The 15,611-nt window shown below is 52.6% G+C and carries 15 protein-coding genes and 1 other annotated feature; of the genes, 10 read left to right on the top strand and 5 right to left on the bottom strand.

Annotation, left to right across the window (positions count from 1 at the left end; translation table 11 throughout):
• Positions 1-29 precede the first annotated feature (29 nt).
• Complete coding sequence (gene sspI, locus JOD01_RS08435; protein ID WP_204517810.1) at positions 30-263, bottom strand: small acid-soluble spore protein SspI; 234 nt, start codon at positions 261-263, stop codon at positions 30-32.
• A gap of 136 nt (positions 264-399) precedes the next feature.
• On the opposite strand from sspI, the gene JOD01_RS08430 reads away from it, so the two are divergent.
• Complete coding sequence (locus JOD01_RS08430) at positions 400-1,053, top strand: potassium channel family protein (protein ID WP_204517809.1); 654 nt, start codon at positions 400-402, stop codon at positions 1,051-1,053.
• A complete protein-coding gene (locus tag JOD01_RS08425; RefSeq protein WP_204517808.1) occupies positions 1,046-1,864 on the top strand; it encodes a TrmH family RNA methyltransferase in 819 nt (272 codons plus the stop codon). The genes JOD01_RS08430 and JOD01_RS08425 overlap by 8 nt, the downstream gene beginning before the upstream one ends.
• 10 nt (positions 1,865-1,874) lie before the next feature.
• On the opposite strand, the gene JOD01_RS08420 is transcribed toward JOD01_RS08425, so the two are convergent.
• Entirely contained in the window at positions 1,875-2,585 is a 711-nt protein-coding gene (locus JOD01_RS08420; protein WP_204517807.1) for a DUF2225 domain-containing protein, read from the bottom strand.
• A gap of 102 nt (positions 2,586-2,687) precedes the next feature.
• Positions 2,688-2,918, top strand: a binding site (T-box leader).
• Positions 2,919-3,023: 105 nt separating this feature from the next.
• Between JOD01_RS08420 and pheS the strand changes: the two genes are divergently transcribed.
• From pheS to zapA, 3 genes are all read left to right on the top strand, one after another.
• Positions 3,024-4,058 (top strand): phenylalanine--tRNA ligase subunit alpha, encoded by a 1,035-nt coding sequence (gene pheS / locus JOD01_RS08415; RefSeq protein WP_204517806.1) that lies wholly within the window; start codon positions 3,024-3,026, stop codon positions 4,056-4,058.
• Between the two features lie 15 nt (positions 4,059-4,073).
• The gene (pheT, locus tag JOD01_RS08410; protein WP_204517805.1) at positions 4,074-6,494 is read left to right on the top strand and encodes a phenylalanine--tRNA ligase subunit beta; all 2,421 of its coding nucleotides are present in this window, start codon (positions 4,074-4,076) and stop codon (positions 6,492-6,494) included.
• Between the two features lie 104 nt (positions 6,495-6,598).
• Positions 6,599-6,871 (top strand): cell division protein ZapA, encoded by a 273-nt coding sequence (gene zapA, locus JOD01_RS08405; protein ID WP_204517804.1) that lies wholly within the window; start codon positions 6,599-6,601, stop codon positions 6,869-6,871.
• Positions 6,872-6,970: 99 nt separating this feature from the next.
• Here zapA and JOD01_RS08400 read toward each other — a convergent pair whose 3' ends face one another.
• A complete protein-coding gene (locus tag JOD01_RS08400) occupies positions 6,971-7,336 on the bottom strand; it encodes a phage holin family protein (RefSeq protein WP_204517803.1) in 366 nt (121 codons plus the stop codon).
• A 140-nt stretch (positions 7,337-7,476) separates the two neighbouring features.
• Here JOD01_RS08400 and JOD01_RS08395 point away from each other — a divergent pair, with 140 nt between their 5' ends.
• The 4 genes from JOD01_RS08395 (at position 7,477) to JOD01_RS08380 (ending at position 11,873) form a co-directional block, all read left to right on the top strand.
• A complete protein-coding gene (locus JOD01_RS08395) occupies positions 7,477-9,831 on the top strand; it encodes an endonuclease MutS2 (RefSeq protein WP_204517802.1) in 2,355 nt (784 codons plus the stop codon).
• 63 nt (positions 9,832-9,894) lie between these two features.
• Positions 9,895-10,305 carry a DUF350 domain-containing protein gene (locus JOD01_RS08390; protein ID WP_204517801.1) on the top strand — a complete coding sequence of 137 codons (411 nt, stop codon included), beginning with the start codon at positions 9,895-9,897 and terminating at the stop codon, positions 10,303-10,305.
• A 90-nt stretch (positions 10,306-10,395) separates the two neighbouring features.
• On the top strand, positions 10,396-10,548 hold the full coding sequence (locus tag JOD01_RS08385) for a hypothetical protein (RefSeq protein WP_204517800.1): 153 nt from the start codon (positions 10,396-10,398) through the stop codon (positions 10,546-10,548).
• 26 nt (positions 10,549-10,574) lie between these two features.
• The gene (locus JOD01_RS08380; protein ID WP_204517864.1) at positions 10,575-11,873 is read left to right on the top strand and encodes a nucleotide sugar dehydrogenase; all 1,299 of its coding nucleotides are present in this window, start codon (positions 10,575-10,577) and stop codon (positions 11,871-11,873) included.
• 75 nt (positions 11,874-11,948) lie between these two features.
• On the opposite strand, the gene JOD01_RS08375 is transcribed toward JOD01_RS08380, so the two are convergent.
• Complete coding sequence (locus JOD01_RS08375) at positions 11,949-12,773, bottom strand: M55 family metallopeptidase (protein ID WP_204517799.1); 825 nt, start codon at positions 12,771-12,773, stop codon at positions 11,949-11,951.
• Between the two features lie 133 nt (positions 12,774-12,906).
• Positions 12,907-14,079 (bottom strand): glycosyltransferase, encoded by a 1,173-nt coding sequence (locus JOD01_RS08370; protein ID WP_204517798.1) that lies wholly within the window; start codon positions 14,077-14,079, stop codon positions 12,907-12,909.
• 124 nt (positions 14,080-14,203) lie between these two features.
• On the opposite strand from JOD01_RS08370, the gene JOD01_RS08365 reads away from it, so the two are divergent.
• The gene (locus tag JOD01_RS08365; protein WP_204517797.1) at positions 14,204-15,565 is read left to right on the top strand and encodes a glycosyltransferase family 4 protein; all 1,362 of its coding nucleotides are present in this window, start codon (positions 14,204-14,206) and stop codon (positions 15,563-15,565) included.
• Positions 15,566-15,611 lie beyond the last annotated feature (46 nt).

Raw genomic sequence — 15,611 nt, 5'->3', positions numbered from 1 at the left:
CCTCTCCAGCCTGAATGAAACGGATTAAATTAAATCGGTGATTTAACTTGCGGGATGTGCTGGGCGATGGTCGCCACCATTTCGTTTCGGTCGCCGGGGCTGCTGTTGTTCCACAACACTTCAAACAGCACGCCAAGGCCAGGCAGGGTTTTTTCCTGACCGTGCTGGATGGCATCAACAATCGTTTCTTCAACCGCTTTTGAATCAGAACCTTGCATTTTGTACATAATCGCTTGCCGCAAATTCAGCGCGTTGATATTCATGGATCAGGCTCCTTTCTTGGCTAATCAAGTTGTATGGCGGTAGTATTTGTTTCTTCACAACGACTCATACTGGGTGGTTTTGCTACGGACCTCCTGTATGCTATAATTCCAGCTTATAGAAAAGGGGTGGGACAATATGTCCAAGCAGTTTGCTGTTATCGGGATGGGACGATTTGGTTCCAGCGTGGCCCGCGCCTTGTATGAAATGGATTACGAGGTAATGGGAATTGATGAGAATGAAGAAGTGATTAACGAACATATCAATTACGTGACACATGCTGTTGCCGCTGACTCCACGGACGAACGGGCCTTGCGGGAAATCGGGATTCGCAACTTTGACGTGGTTGTCGTGGCGATCGGCGCTGATATTCAGGCAAGTATCCTGACGGTTCTTATCCTCAAGGAGATGGGCGTCAAGAAGATTGTCGCCAAAGCGCAAAACGAACGGCACGGGCAAGTTTTGTACAAAGTTGGCGCGGACCGGGTTGTCTTTCCGGAGCGGGATATGGGCAAGCGGGTTGCGCACAATCTGATCTCGGCCAGTGTACTCGATTTTATCGAATTGGCGGAGGACTACAGCGTCGCCGAGGTGGTCGTATCGCACGGAATGGTTGGCAAGACGCTGCGGGAAATTGACGTGCGGGCCAAATACGGCGTCAACGTGATTGCGATCAAGAGCGGCGAAAAATTTAACATTGCCCCGCAGCCGGACGAGTCGATCCACGCGAACGATGTCCTGGTCGTGATCGGGAACAACAAAAATCTGAAGGAATTCGAGAAATATGCGTAAACCAATAGTGGAAACGATCAATTCGCCGCAAAATCCGCTGGTCAAGCGGCTGTATCACTTGCTGGATCGCAAAGGAAGGGAAGAGACGGGAACATACCTGGTCGAAGGCGCCCATCTGGTTGAAGAGGCGCTGCTGTCCGAGGCGGAGGTACTGACGCTCATCTATGATGGAGAACGCGGCCTGCCAGCTGCTTGTGAACGGGCGCTGCAAAGGAGAGGCTACTCCGCGGTCAAACTCGTCGAAGCATCAAGCAGCGTGGTCAACAAGCTTTCGGAAACGAAGAGTCCGCAAGGCATCATCGCAGAGGTGAGGAAACAAAATTATGACTGGCAGACATGGCTCTCGTCCCGCCAAGCGGATTGTTTGCTGCTGTTTTTGGATGAATTGCAGGACCCGGGCAATCTCGGCACGATCTTGCGGACCGCGGAGGCAGCCGGTGTCGATGGCGTCGTTTTGGGCAACGGCAGCGTCGATCTGTATAACGGGAAAGTTGTGCGGGCAACGATGGGGGCCATTTTTCGCCTGCCTGTCTTTTCGCTTTCTCTGGAAGCGGCCGGAGACACCTTGAAGCAGGCAGGCGGACGGTTGCTGGTGACCACTTTGCACGGCGAAAGCTCGCCGTATGATCACGCAGATTACAGCGGCATGGTGGGCATCGTGATCGGCAATGAAGGCCGAGGCGTCTCCGCAGCGATGCTGGCGGCAGCCGACCGTACGATTCATATTCCGCTTTACGGAAAGGGAGAATCACTAAACGCCGCTGTTGCTGCAGGGATCATCGTGTATGAGGCGAGACGTCAGCGAAAATAGCAAGCACTGACTATTGCTCGCTTTCCTGCCGGGCTGCCAAATGCTCCTGTCTCGTCAACTGCCATTGTTCCCGGGCCATCTGCAAGATGCCGGTTTCGATGGTAGTTTCTTTATGTTCGAGCGTCTTGCCATAGTAGGTAATCGCCTGGTCATACCGGCCGATTCTGCGGTTGAGCTCGCCAATCAAATAGAGCAATCGTACTTCGGTCATCTGTTTATCGTGCGTGCCAAAGTCGGACTGGAGATAGGATTGCTCGTACTCGGCGGCGGCGACGCGGAGAAACCGGGCCTCTTCCCGGTCGGCTTGGATGAAGCGGTTCAGCCAGGCCAAACGCAGGTACAAGCCTGCTTTGACGCTGTGGGTTTCTTCTTTCAGTTCAGCGGCAAAAATCGCCAGTTTGTAGGCGGCCATCGCTTCGGATAAGTTCCGCTCGTCAGCAAACGTTTTGGGGACCCAGCGGGAGGCGATTTGCTGCTCGATCTTCAGCCGACTTTGCGGGGTGAATACAGGTGAAAACTGTTCGGTGAAGGAAAAGCCGCAATGCGGGCAAACATAAACGGTATAAACAATCGGATTGTAGCGCTGGTCTCTAAAATATGTACAGAAGTCGGCATCTCTCGTCTCGACCGGCTGTGCCGCGCTCCGCACCTTTTTGGTAATGAAAACGGATTGGCAAAACAGGCAACTCAGTTCTTTTTCGTATAACATGTTGCTAGGCATGATTGTGCTCCTCCAGTTGTGCAAGGCATCGTTGTCCATCGATTCATTGAGGTTTGCAAGAACCCCAGGGATCATGTATAATTTTTAACAACTTCATGATAGCGCAATGCGAGGAAAGAGACTAGTAGGCAGGATAATAGGATTTCAGGGAGGAGATGCCGCAGACTGAAAGCATCTCTATCGCTATGCTTGCCGAATTCCCTCTGGAGCAGTTCCCTCAACCCATCCGTATGGCAGTAGGGGATACCGGGTAGTCCCGTTACCGATTCGATGAGTGAGGCCGGAGTTTCTTCGGTCTAATTAGGGTGGTACCGCGAGAAAATCGTCCCTTTCCAGGGGCGGTTTATTTTTTTTGTCCACCTGTTGCAAGAAACCGTGAGAATCCCATCGCCGCGCAACGCGATTTATGGGTTTCGATAGAGAAAAGGAGAGATGGATGTGCAAGATCGATTGAACACAATGAAGCAAGCGGCGCTCGAACAAATTGCGCAAGCAGCCGATTTGCAACAGCTTCAAGATTTGCGGGTCAAGTACCTGGGCAAAAAAGGGGAGCTGACCGAACTGTTACGCGGCATGGGCAGTTTGTCCGCAGAGGAGCGGCCGGTCGTCGGCCAACTGGTGAACGAGGTTCGCCAGACGCTGGAAGCGGCTTTTGCCGACCGCCAAGCTGCCCTGGAACAAGCGGTATTGAATGCCAAACTCGCTTCGCAAAAGATTGATGTAACCTTGCCGGGCCGTCCGATGCCGACTGGCAGCATGCATCCGTTGAACAGAGTGATTGAGCAGGCGGAAGATATTTTCATTGGCCTCGGGTTTGATATTGCCGAAGGTCCGGAAGTGGAACTGGATTATTTCAACTTTGAAATGCTGAATCTGCCCAAAGACCATCCGGCGCGGGATATGCAAGACTCCTTTTACATTACGGAAGAAATTTTGCTGCGGACGCACACTTCGCCGATGCAGGCCAGAACGATGTTGAAGAAGGAAGGCAAAACGCCGGTGAAAATTATTTGCCCTGGGAAAGTTTACCGACGTGATGATGATGACGCGACCCACTCCCATCAATTTACGCAAATCGAAGGGTTGGTTGTCGATAAAGGGATCAGCATGAGCGACCTCAAAGGAACCTTGCTGTCATTTGTCCGGCAAATGTTTGGGGAAAATCAGCAAATTCGCCTTCGTCCCAGTTTCTTTCCGTTCACCGAACCGAGCGTGGAAGTCGATATTCAATGCGTGATGTGCGGCGGTTCCGGTTGCCGGATGTGCAAGGAAACGGGGTGGATTGAAATTTTGGGCGCAGGAATGGTGCATCCGCGCGTATTGAGCATGGCCGGCTATAATCCGGAAGAAGTCAGCGGCTTTGCCTTTGGCATGGGCGTGGAACGCATCGCCTTGCTGAAATATGGCATTGAGGATATTCGCCATTTCTATACCAATGATGTGCGCTTTTTGCGACAGTTCAACCGAGCGTAGGAGGAGAAAATAATCATGAAAGTATCATATAATTGGCTTTCCGAATATGTCGATTTGTCCGGGGTGACGCCGCAAGAGCTGGCGGAAAAACTGACACGCAGCGGAATTGAAGTGGAAGCTGTGGAGCCGCGAAATGCCGGGGTCTCCAATGTGGTGGTTGGCTATGTCAAAGAACGCAGCAAACACCCCGATGCCGATCGGCTCAACGTATGTATCGTCGATGCCGGACAAGAGACGGATTTGCAGATCGTTTGCGGTGCACCCAATGTGGCCCAGGGACAAAAAGTGCTGGTTGCCTTGATCGGGGCCAAACTGCCCGGCGGCGTTCATATCAAACGCTCCAAATTGCGGGGCGTGGAATCGCAAGGGATGATTTGCTCGGCAAAAGAATTGGGGCTTAACGACAAACTGCTGGCCAAAGATCAACAGGAAGGGATTATGGTATTGCCCGAAGACGCGCCGGTAGGAACAGACGCGATCGGCTACCTTGGTCTCGACGACTTTGTGCTGGAATTGGGCTTGACGCCGAACCGTTCCGATTGTTTGAGCATGCTGGGTGTCGCCTATGAAGTGGCCGCTATTTTGGGACGGGAGGTCAAGTTTCCGGAGACCCGCTTGGAGGAAAACGGTTCGGACAATCCGGTATCGGTTACAATCGCGGCTGAAGATCACTGCTATCGTTATGCCGGCCGTCATTTGACCGATGTGCAAATCGCCAGCTCTCCGCAGTGGTTGAAAAACCGCCTGATGGCAGCGGGAATCCGGCCGATTAATAATGTGGTCGATGTCACCAACTATGTCATGTTGGAATACGGCCAGCCATTGCACGCTTTTGACGCCGCTCAAGTAACGGACAAAGCGATTATCGTGCGTTTGGCTGCCGAAAACGAGTCAATCGTAACGCTCGACGATCAGGAACGTCAATTGGACGGGCAGACCCTGCTGATTGCCGATCGCGAGAAAGGGTTGGCGATCGCCGGGATTATGGGCGGGGCCAATTCAGAAATTACAGAGGGTACACAAGAAATCATTTTGGAATCAGCTTACTTTACACCGCAATCCATTCGCCGTTCCGCCCGGATGCTCGGGATGAGAACGGAAGGCGCGAATCGTTGGGAAAAAGGTGTAGATCAGGCCAGAGTCGTGCCGGCTGGCGAACGGGCGGCCGGGTTGATTCAGCAGTTGACGGGCGCCCGCGTCTCCAAAGGGATTGCCAATGCTTTTGTCAAACAAGCGGAGCCACTGGATGTCACGATTTCTTTGAGCAAAATCAATAGCCATCTGGGGATGAATCTGACCGTTGCCGAGGTGAGCAAAGTATTTGAACAACTGCAGTTCCCTTACCGCCTCGATGGGGACAAGTGGACGGTTCAAGTACCGACACGGCGCAGCGACATTACCCTTCCGGAAGATCTGATTGAAGAAGTGGCCCGTCTCCATGGGTATGACCGGATTCCCACCAGTTTGCCGAAGAGCGAAACCACGCAAGGCAGATTGACTCCCATGCAGCAGTTTAGACGGACGATTCGCCATCAGTTGATCGGTCTTGGCCTGAATGAAGTGATCTCCTATTCCTTGGTGCACCCTGACCGATTGAATACGACAGCCGGGTTGGCGGAAGAAGACTATCAACCGGTTGCCCTGCTGATGCCGCAAAGTGAGGAACACAGTGTTCTTCGTACAAACTTGCTTCCAAGCTTGCTGGAGACGGTTGCTTATAATAAAAACCGGCAAAATCATGATCTGGCGTTTTTTGAATTGGGCAATGTATTCTTGACCAAGCAGCAGACGCTGACGGAATTGCCGGAAGAACGCATTTTTCTGGCGGGGGCGCTGACCGGGCAATGGATTCCGCAAAACTGGACGGGCGCTAAACAAGCCGTAGACTTTTTCCTGGCCAAAGGAGTCGTCGAGAATTTGTTGACGCGCCTCGGAATCAGCAATGTTTCCTATCAGGCCGCTCAACTGGCCGGTATGCATCCTGGGCGGACAGCAGAAGTGGTTGTCGCCGGCGAGCGATTAGGCTATGTCGGTCAGGTGCATCCGCAAACGGAAAAAGCGTTTGATCTTGCGGAAACGTATGTCTTCCAGTTTGATGTAAGCAAACTGTTTGCCTATGCGACACCGTTTGCGACCTATCAGCAGTTGCCGAAGTTCCCGGCAGTCACCCGCGATCTTGCGCTGGTGGTTAACCGCAATCTGGAAACTGCGGCATTAACGAGCGTGATCAAACAAGCAGCCGGCGAACTGCTCGAGTCCATTACCTTGTTTGATGTGTATACCGGCGAGCGAATTGCCGCTGACAAGAAAAGCGTAGCTTATTCGCTGATTTTGCGTCACCCGGAACGCACGCTGCAGGATGAAGAGATCCAGGAATTGATGAAGCGCGTGATCGAGGCATTGTCGAAGCAAACCGGCGCCGAATTGCGGCTGTAACATTCAGGAACTTCTTGACGAAATCTGTCATTTTCAGTAACCTAAGAAGGATAAGAAAGAACGGAGTCATATGGCAGGACATCCGCGAGAAGGAGGAAGTCTTCGTGCAAGATGATGGAAAGAACCGAATATCAGTAGAAATATACGGACATCAATATCGGCTCAGCGGAAAAGCGAGCGTTACCCATATGAGAATGGTGGCGGGATATGTTGATGATCGGATGAACGAGATTGCCAAGGGAAACCATCGTCTTGATACTGCGAAGATTGCCGTGCTGACCGCTGTGAACATTGCCGATGAATATATCCGACTACAACAGGAATATCAGGAATTGTTAAGGCTGCTGCAGGAAGATGCCGCAGAGGCAAACGAATAATGACAAAATGATGAGGGGCGACAAGCGCTCCTCTTTTTGTGTAAAAACCGGATAAAAAACCCGGATGGCAAGCCGATGGCCAGCCATCCGGGTTCTTGGTCAGCGGCGTTCCGCGTCGCCATTGGTTGTCCCAACTTGCGGACGAATCGGGATAAACAAGTCGACGATCCCGATGACCAAAGAGGCAAGCAGCGCTCCCAAAATGGTCACTCGGAAACCCGCAATGAAAAACTGGGTTACGTAAAGGACAACCGCACTGACGATAAAGCCGACAATCCCCCGGTTGTACGGAGAGATTTTATCGCCGAAAATCGCTTCCACTACCCAGCCAAGCAATGCGATAATGACCGACGCCAACAGTGCGGTCCAAAAACTGTTGATCGAAAAACCGGGCACCAGAAACCCAACGATCATCAAAACAATTGCAGCTACGACAAAACGGATGATATGACGCATGATCGTCATGCTTTTCCCTCCTTTTTACACGATGCCTTTATCATTTTGTCTTTTCCTGGCTGGAACTATGTAATCGATGTTTTGTTAAATTATTCTTCGCCATAGCGTCATGTTATAATGGGGGAATGAAGAGTGAAGGAGGCTCCAAAGTGGAACAAAGGGTTTTAAAAACCTTGGAATTCGACAAAGTAATCCAATTGCTTACGGACAAGGCTTCGTCTGTGCTGGGAAAAGAAAAGGCCAGCGAGCTGGTTCCATTTACAAACATAGATCAAGCCCGTCTCGCCCAGCAAGCTACCACGGAAGGAGCAACCGTGCTTCGTCTGAAAGGCAGCGTTCCTCTGGGCGGAATCCGCGACATCCGTTCCTCTGTCCAACGAGCCAGGCTGGGGGCGATGCTGGCCCCGATGGAACTGCTGGATGTGGCCAGCACGATCTTTGCCGGGCGTCGTTTGAAAAACTTTTTGCTCGATCTGGCCGAAGAGGCAGCGTTGCCGCTCTTGAAGTTTTCGGCGGAGCGGATCGAAGGGCTGCGCGATCTGGAACTCGAGATCAAACGCTGCATTGATGAAAATGGCGAAGTGTTGGACAGCGCCAGCATCGAATTGCGCCAGGTTCGCCAGGAAATGCGCCAGCTGGAAGGACGAATCCGGGAAAAGCTGGAGCAGATGACGCGATCCTCCTCGTACCAGAAAATGCTGATGGAAAATATTGTGACCATTCGGGGCGATCGGTTCGTCATCCCGGTGAAACAGGAGTATCGGCACGTTTTTGGCGGGATTGTCCACGATCAGTCTGCTTCCGGGGCAACTTTGTTCATTGAACCGGAAGTGATCGTTACGATGAACAACAAGCTGCGGGAGTTGCGTCTGCGGGAAGAGCGGGAAGTCGAGCGGATTTTATATCAGTTGACCGAACAAGTGGGGGAAGTCGTAGAGCAGTTGAAGGAAAATGTGGAGGCGCTGGCCGAACTTGACTTTATCTTTGCCAAGGCGCAGTTGGCGTACAGTATGAAAGCGAGCAGTCCGGAGCTGAACGCTCGAGGATACGTGCGGCTGAAACGGGCGCGTCATCCGCTGATTCCGCGAGAAAAGGTAGTGCCGATTGATGTGGAATTGGGCAAAGAGTACCAAGCCATCGTGATCACCGGTCCCAACACCGGCGGGAAAACCGTCTCGATCAAGACGATCGGGCTGTTTGCCTTGATGGCGATGTCCGGTTTGCATCTGCCGGTTGATGACGGCAGCGAGATTGCCGTGTTCTCGTCTGTCTTTGCCGATATCGGGGATGAGCAATCGATTGAACAAAGCCTGTCGACCTTTTCCAGTCACATGACCAACATTATACAAATTCTCCAGGCGATGGATGAGCACAGTCTCGTTTTATTCGATGAGTTGGGGGCGGGGACAGACCCGACGGAAGGGGCTGCCTTGGCGATGGCGATTATCGACCACGTCATCCAGCGCGGCGCTCGGTTGGTCGCGACCACCCATTACAGTGAATTGAAGGCGTATGCGTATGACCGCTCGGAAGTGATCAATGCCAGCGTGGAATTTGATGTGGAGACATTGCGCCCGACGTACCGGCTGCTGATCGGAGTTCCCGGTCGTTCCAACGCGTTTGCCATTGCCAAGCGTCTCGGCCTTTCCGAGCAGATCATTGAACAGGCGAAAGGCTCGATCAGCGAAGAAGAGAATCAAGTGGAGACGATGATCGCTTCGCTCGAACGCAATAAAAAGTCTGCCGAGCAGGAACGGGAAACAGCGGAAGCTTTGCGCAGGGAAGCCGAGGAATTGCGGCGCCAGCTCGAGGAAGAGCGGCAGCGCTTCGCCGAGGAGAAAAACCGGCTGCTGGAAAAAGCGGAAGAGGAAGCGCGTCTTGCGGTGCAATTGGCCAAAGAAGAAGCGGACGAAGTAATTCGCGAGCTGCGGGCCATGATGACAGAAGGCTTGGAAATCAAGGAGCATAAACTGATTGAAGCGAAGAAGCGGCTCGGAAATGCCGTCCTGGAACTCGATAAGGAAAAGGTGAAAAAGCCGGCGAAAGCGGTACGCGCCACGCAAATCAAAGTCGGAGACGAGGTGCTGGTTACCAGCTTTGGACAAAAAGGCAGCGTGCTGGAAAAAATCAGCAATGATGAGTATCTCGTGCAGATCGGCATTATGAAAATGAAAGTGAAACGCGAAGACATGAACGTGCTCAACACCGCGAAAACGCAGCCGAAGGCGGAATTCACCGCTGTTACGCGCAGCCGGCGCGATGTGAAAATGGAGCTGGATTTGCGCGGCTACAACATCGAGGACGGCATTCGCGAAATCGACCAGTATCTGGATGAAGTGCTGCTGGCGGGGTTCCATTCTGTCTCGATTATTCACGGAAACGGCACCGGAGCGTTGCGCAAAGGGGTACATGAATACTTGCGCAACAATCGTCATGTCAAGTCTTTCCGTCTGGGCGGACAAGGGGAAGGCGGCGTCGGGGCAACGATCGTTGAACTGAAGTGAGGCGCGGCTGTTTGGTCATAGAGAGCGAAAAGTCAAGTTTGGGGAGAAAGCGGGTGTGTTCGGATGTCGGTACTGCTTAGCAACGCTTATTTCGCAACCGCAGCTTACTATGCAGTAACCGGTTTGGCGACCATTTTGTTTTTGATTATTTTTGAACTGGTCACCAAGTATCGGGTGTGGCAAGAGTTGAAGAACGGAAACATGGCAGTAGCCATGGCAACGGGCGGGAAGATTTTCGGAATCACCAATATCTTTCGTTTCTCCATCGAGCAACATGACAGTATCGGACAGGCATTGATATGGGGAGCGTACGGCTATCTGCTGTTGTTATTGAGCTATTTTATTTTCGAGTTTTTAACCCCGACGTTTAATATCGACCAGCAAATCGCCAACGACAATCGGGCGATCGGATTTATCGCCATGGTCATTTCGGTCGGATTTTCCTATGTCATCGGTGCCAGCCTGACGTTGTAACAAGCTTGACCGTTGAAGCTTGTCTGGCGGGCGAGTATAATTACTAAAGTGGCTCCCTGCCCAACATTCTCTGGACAAGGGGGAAATACTTTGCAGACATTGTACCGGGTATTGATCGTTCTCTGTTTGCTGTTTTTGGCATCAGGGATTGTGTACATGACGTTTTTTCTGCCGAAAAGCTCCAGTGCCACGGCGGTTCCGCTTCAGGTGCCGGGCAGCCAAGCTCATGCTGGGCTTTGTTAAAAGAGAACGAAAAGAGGAGATAAATGATGACGCAATCCGTTCACGTAGCCGTGATCGGGCTAGGCTTTGTAGGATTACCATTAGCCCTGACCTATGCCATGAAAGGAGCCAAGGTGGTAGGGGTGGACGCCGTGCCGCGCGTTGTGGAAGAGATCAATGCGGGTCAATCCCACCACTTGGAAGCTTACCAAGGAAAAACCCTGCCGGAAATTTTGCGTGAACAAATCGCAGCGGGCCGTTTTCACGCCACGACTTCCTATGAAGAGGCAGCTGCGCAAGTAAATCATTATATCGTCACGGTAGGATTGCCGGTTCACCAGGGCGATCCTGATTTGCGCCCTTTGCAAAGCTGCGCCGAGACATTGGGCCGTGTGCTGAAAAAAGGGGATACGGTGATGATCCGCAGTACCGTTGTTCCGGGCACGACCGAAGAGGTGATTATGCCGATCTTGGAAGAGAACAGCGGCCTGAAGGCGGGCGAAGATTTTTATTTGACATACTGCTCCGAGCGGATCGCTGAAGGCAGAGCGTTTGAGGAGTTCATCCATATGCCGCTCGTGCTCGGGGGGATCAACGAGCAAAGCGCTGCGAAAGGCAAGGAGCTGCTTTCCTTTATCAGCGAGACGGAAATTACGGTATCCAGCATTGCGGTTGTGGAAACGGCGAAAGTGATCGAGAATATCCAACGCGATGTTAATATCGCGATGGTTCAGGAGTTTGCCCGATTTACCGAATCATTCGGAATCGATATATTTGAAGTAATCAAGGTGGCCAATACGCACAAACGCGTGAATTTGCTGACACCTGGTCCGGGCGTCGGCGGATTTTGTCTGCCCAATGCCCTGCACTATCTTCAGCCAAAAGCGAAGGAACTGGGACTCAACCTTCATCTGCTGGAAACGGCCCGCAAGATTAACGATTCCGTTCCCGGCGTGATCATTCAGATGCTGTCCAACGCGCTGGCACAAGCGGGAAAAAGCCTGGCGGGCAGCCGAGTCGCTGTGTTGGGCCTGGCGATGAAAGACTTTTCCAATGATGACCGGGTCAGCCCGGTGCACGATCTGATTGAACAATTAAGCGCAGCGGGTGCAGTGGTCAGCTCGTATGACCCGGCAGTGCCGACTGCTTATCCGCATAAGAAAAATTCGCTGGAGCAAGCGGTACAAGGAGCAGACGCTCTGTTGCTGACAGCGGTGCAAAAAGAGTTTGCCGATTTGGACTGGCTGGCTGTAAGCAAACAAATGGCCGCGCAGCCCGTCTTGTTTGATACGAAAAACCGCATTCCGCGCACCGTCGATGCACAAGTAACAGTGGTTCGCATCTAAACGGTTTTCGCATTCTCCGCAAGACAAGCTGAGCCCCCGTCTGACATTACGTCGGCCGGGGGTTTTGCTTTGTCCTTATACATAAGGCACGGTAGCGGCGAGATTGATCATCGCCCGCATGGTCCGGTACAGTTCGTACTGATCGCGGACCTGACAAGTTGCCCGGGTCGTGCCCGGCTCGTACGTGCTTCCCGGGATGATCGCAGCCATCTCCGCTTCGCCGGTATGGGCAAATTCAATCGTTAACTGCATCGGTGTTTCCGTCCGGAGCGGAGCGCAGGCGCTGAGATTGCGCAGTGCTTCCTTCGTTTTTTGCCGCAATTCGGCGCGGCTGTCCTCCAGCGACAGACAGAGAGCAGCGGTGCGGGAAACGGCTTTTTTCACGATCGCAGTCTGAATTTGGGGAATCAGTTGTTTGGCTTCGGCGGCAATCTGATCGTCGCCAGAGACCATGCAAACCGGTACCCCGCATAAACCGGCGTAGATCGCGTTAAAACCGAATTCGCCAACCAGCTGGCCGTTTATGTACATGTTGCGGATCACGCCGGTCATCGTGTGGCTCAGCACGCCTGGCGCTCCCTGACGGCTGTGATAGCCAATAAACAAGGCGGCATCAAAGTGGCTGTCCAAACCTTGCACCATCGAAAAGTCACGCGGTGTGCCGCAAAGCAGCTGCGCTTTTGGGTGCAATTGCTCCAGGAGAATGTTATTCATCGTATGATGGCTGTCGGAGACGACAATCTCTTCGGCCCCGCATTCCAGTGCCGCTTCAATGACGGCGTTGAGGTCGCCGGTCATCAATTGGCGGCCGCGTTCATAATTTTCCATTCCCGGATTGATGTAAGTCGGATCGACAATGCCGGAAATTCCCTCCATGTCTGCTGAAAGATACAGTTTCATCTCGAACATCCTTTCCGATAGACTCTTGTTTATTTTAACACAATTTGCAACATTCGTTGGATTCGAGGAGGATAATGGTTGCTAACATAAAAAAACGCCTCCGGCAAAGGAAGCGTTATTGTTCGAAACCGATTCAAGAATCAGCCCGTTTGGCAGTGAGCGGTCCATGTTTCAGCAAGCGATCGTACAAGGCTAATGTCTGCCGGGCCATCCCGGTGATCGTGAACGTGGATTCGACCAGCGTCAAGGCTTGTTTTGCGAAAGCGGAGCGCAGCGCGGGATTCTCCGCCAGCCGCTGCATCGCGGCCGCCAATGCGCTGGCGTCTTGCGGCTTGACCAACAGGCCGGTTTGGCCGTCGGCGACGATTTCTTTTACGCCGCCCGCGTTTGTCGCGACGACGGGAACCTCTGAAGCCATCGCTTCAATGATCGTATAGCCCAATCCCTCGTAAATCGACGAATGGACGAAAGTGTCAATGGCGTGCAAACAAGCCGGAATGTCGTGGCGAAATCCGGCGAAATGAACAAGCTGCTCCACACCGAGTTCTTTGACCTTTTGCTCCAGCAACGGCCGTTCCACGCCATCGCCGACCATAACCAAGCGATAGCCACTGTCGGGTTGGCTCTTGACCAGACTGGCAAAAGCTTCAACGAGATACGGGAGGCCTTTGACCGGAACAAAACGGGCGACGGTTCCGAATAAAAACGCGTCTGCCGGGATGTTCCATTCCGCACGCAACTGCTCGCGATCGAGTTGCCGCCGCTCGGTCTGACGCAGTGCGGTAAAATCCATTCCGTTATAGATGACGCTGATTTTTTCCGGCGAAACACCCTCGTTGCGCAGGATGTCGCCAATCGCACCGCTGACGGCAATAAAATGGCGATTCCAGTGGCGGGTGCTGCGTTCCATCAAAGTCACGATCAAATAGGCAAACGGGTTTATATAGTCATAGCGCAAGTTGCTGTGAACGGTGGTCACCAAAGGAGCGGCCAGTCCCCGTCCGGCAATGCGGGCAAAAAAGTTGGCCTTGACTCCGTGTGTATGAATAATATCCGGTTTTACGTTTTGAAACACCTGTCGCAGCGCACGCAGCAGCCTGAGGTCGAAACGTCCATATTGCTCCAAGGTCACTACCTCAATGCCAGCCTTCCGCAATTCCGCGGCAAAGTGGGAGTCATAGAAGCAAACGACCGTCGCTTCCACGGCACCTTGCGGGAAAGCGGTAAGCAAATTGAGGATATGCTGTTCTGCGCCGCCGAATTCTCCGCCGCCGATGACGTGGAGAACATGTAATTTGCTGTTCATTGCATCCACCCGAACCTTTCCAAACAAACCATTTTCACTATAGCAGATGGCCGGTAGATTCGCAATAACGCTAGACTTATGGTATCGTAATCTGTAAGAAACACAGACAAGGATGGAATCACGAATGACAAGAAAGAAGACCGTTTTGCTGATCTGTTACTATTTTCCGCCGATTGGCGGCGGAGGGGTACCGCGTCCGTTAAAAATGGCGAAATATTTGGGTCAATTTGGCTGGAACGTGCATGTATTGACGGTGGCTCCCGCTTACCACGCCACATTGGACCCGTCGCTTTTGGAACAGATCCCTCAAGATGTGCAAATTCATCGGGCCCCGGAATGGAACCTGTTGCCCAAGCGCTCAGCGGGTGGTGGATCGGCCGGCACAACTGTTGCTGCAGCCGCGCCTGGCGTGATGTCGCAGGCAAAGGCAAAGCTCCGGTCGCTGTTGAAAAAAATAAAACCGTACCTGCTGATTCCGGATGATCAGATTCTGTGGTATCCGGCTGCTTTAAAGCTGGGTCGCGAACTGATGAAACAGCAGCAATTTGATATGATCTTTTCCACTTCAGGACCGGTGACCAATCATCTCATCGCCCAGAAACTGTCCGCGGAGTTTGGCTGCCAATGGATTGCCGATTTTCGCGATCCGTGGACGCAGAATATGCATCGTTCCGGCATCGCCTGGCGGGAGAAGCTGGAGGAAAAGATGGAACAACGGGTGATGCGGCAGGCGAATGCGATTACAACGGTGACCGCCAGCTTTGCAAAAAATTTCCGACAAAAGTACGGCGAGTCCATTCAGCGGCTGGAGCTGATTTACAACGGTTTTGATCGGGAAGACTTCGTCGGTTTGATCCCGATGCATGAAGCGCCGCAGAAGTTTCACGCTGTCTATGCCGGAATTTTATATCAAAAGCGAAATCCCCGTTTGCTGCTGCGGGCGATCAAGCAGCTGATCGATGAGCAAAAGGTGGATCGCCGCGACTTGCTGCTCAGCTTTGCCGGCGTTTTTGATTATCCCGGCTATTCGGAGAACAGGGATTGTGTCGAACAGTTAGGTCTGCAGGATATAGTACGGGTCTTGGGCAATTTGCCTCATCGCGAAGCGCTGGGTTTAATGAAAGGGGCAGACGCCCTGCTGTTGATCGGCGATGTTACCAGCGATGCGGGCCATTATATCCCCGGCAAGCTTTATGAGTATATGGGAATTGGCAAACCGATTTTGGCTCTGAACAAGGCGGGTGAAGCCACGGGCATTATTCAATCGTTCGATCTGGGGCAGGTGGCCGACCCGGAAGACTTCGACGCGGTGAAGCAGGCTTTTTATCAGCTGTATCAAGAGTGGAAACAGAAGCGTGCGCAACAGGAAGACCAACAGGAGGAGCAACGGCAGGACTATCAGGAGCGGGTCAAGCCGTATGAGCGCAAAGAGCAGGCGAGACAGTTGGCCGCGTTGATGAACGAACTGCTGGGCGGGCAAGCCTAATGAGAAAGACCGAGGAAGGATGATTCCTCGGTCTTTTTTATGCGAA

It is taken from the genome of Brevibacillus fulvus (assembly GCF_016908525.1).
Classification (GTDB): domain Bacteria; phylum Bacillota; class Bacilli; order Brevibacillales; family Brevibacillaceae; genus Brevibacillus_G; species Brevibacillus_G fulvus.
Note: the sequence above shows the minus strand (reverse complement) of the source record. Positions and strands in the feature narration are given on the sequence as shown.

Excerpts from the sequence above, each read along its gene's own strand:
- JOD01_RS08430 (WP_204517809.1), top strand. The coding sequence starts at position 400 with ATGTCCAAGCAGTTTGCTGTTATCGGGATGGGACGATTTGGTTCCAGC.
- pheT (WP_204517805.1), top strand. The coding sequence starts at position 4,074 with ATGAAAGTATCATATAATTGGCTTTCCGAATATGTCGATTTGTCCGGG.
- JOD01_RS08425 (WP_204517808.1), top strand. The coding sequence starts at position 1,046 with ATGCGTAAACCAATAGTGGAAACGATCAATTCGCCGCAAAATCCGCTG.
- JOD01_RS08370 (WP_204517798.1), bottom strand. The coding sequence starts at position 14,079 with ATGAACAGCAAATTACATGTTCTCCACGTCATCGGCGGCGGAGAATTC.
- JOD01_RS08365 (WP_204517797.1), top strand. The coding sequence starts at position 14,204 with ATGACAAGAAAGAAGACCGTTTTGCTGATCTGTTACTATTTTCCGCCG.
- JOD01_RS08420 (WP_204517807.1), bottom strand. The coding sequence starts at position 2,585 with ATGCCTAGCAACATGTTATACGAAAAAGAACTGAGTTGCCTGTTTTGC.
- JOD01_RS08400 (WP_204517803.1), bottom strand. The coding sequence starts at position 7,336 with ATGACGATCATGCGTCATATCATCCGTTTTGTCGTAGCTGCAATTGTT.
- JOD01_RS08375 (WP_204517799.1), bottom strand. The coding sequence starts at position 12,773 with ATGAAACTGTATCTTTCAGCAGACATGGAGGGAATTTCCGGCATTGTC.
- JOD01_RS08380 (WP_204517864.1), top strand. The coding sequence starts at position 10,575 with ATGACGCAATCCGTTCACGTAGCCGTGATCGGGCTAGGCTTTGTAGGA.
- JOD01_RS08390 (WP_204517801.1), top strand. The coding sequence starts at position 9,895 with ATGTCGGTACTGCTTAGCAACGCTTATTTCGCAACCGCAGCTTACTAT.
- sspI (WP_204517810.1), bottom strand. The coding sequence starts at position 263 with ATGAATATCAACGCGCTGAATTTGCGGCAAGCGATTATGTACAAAATG.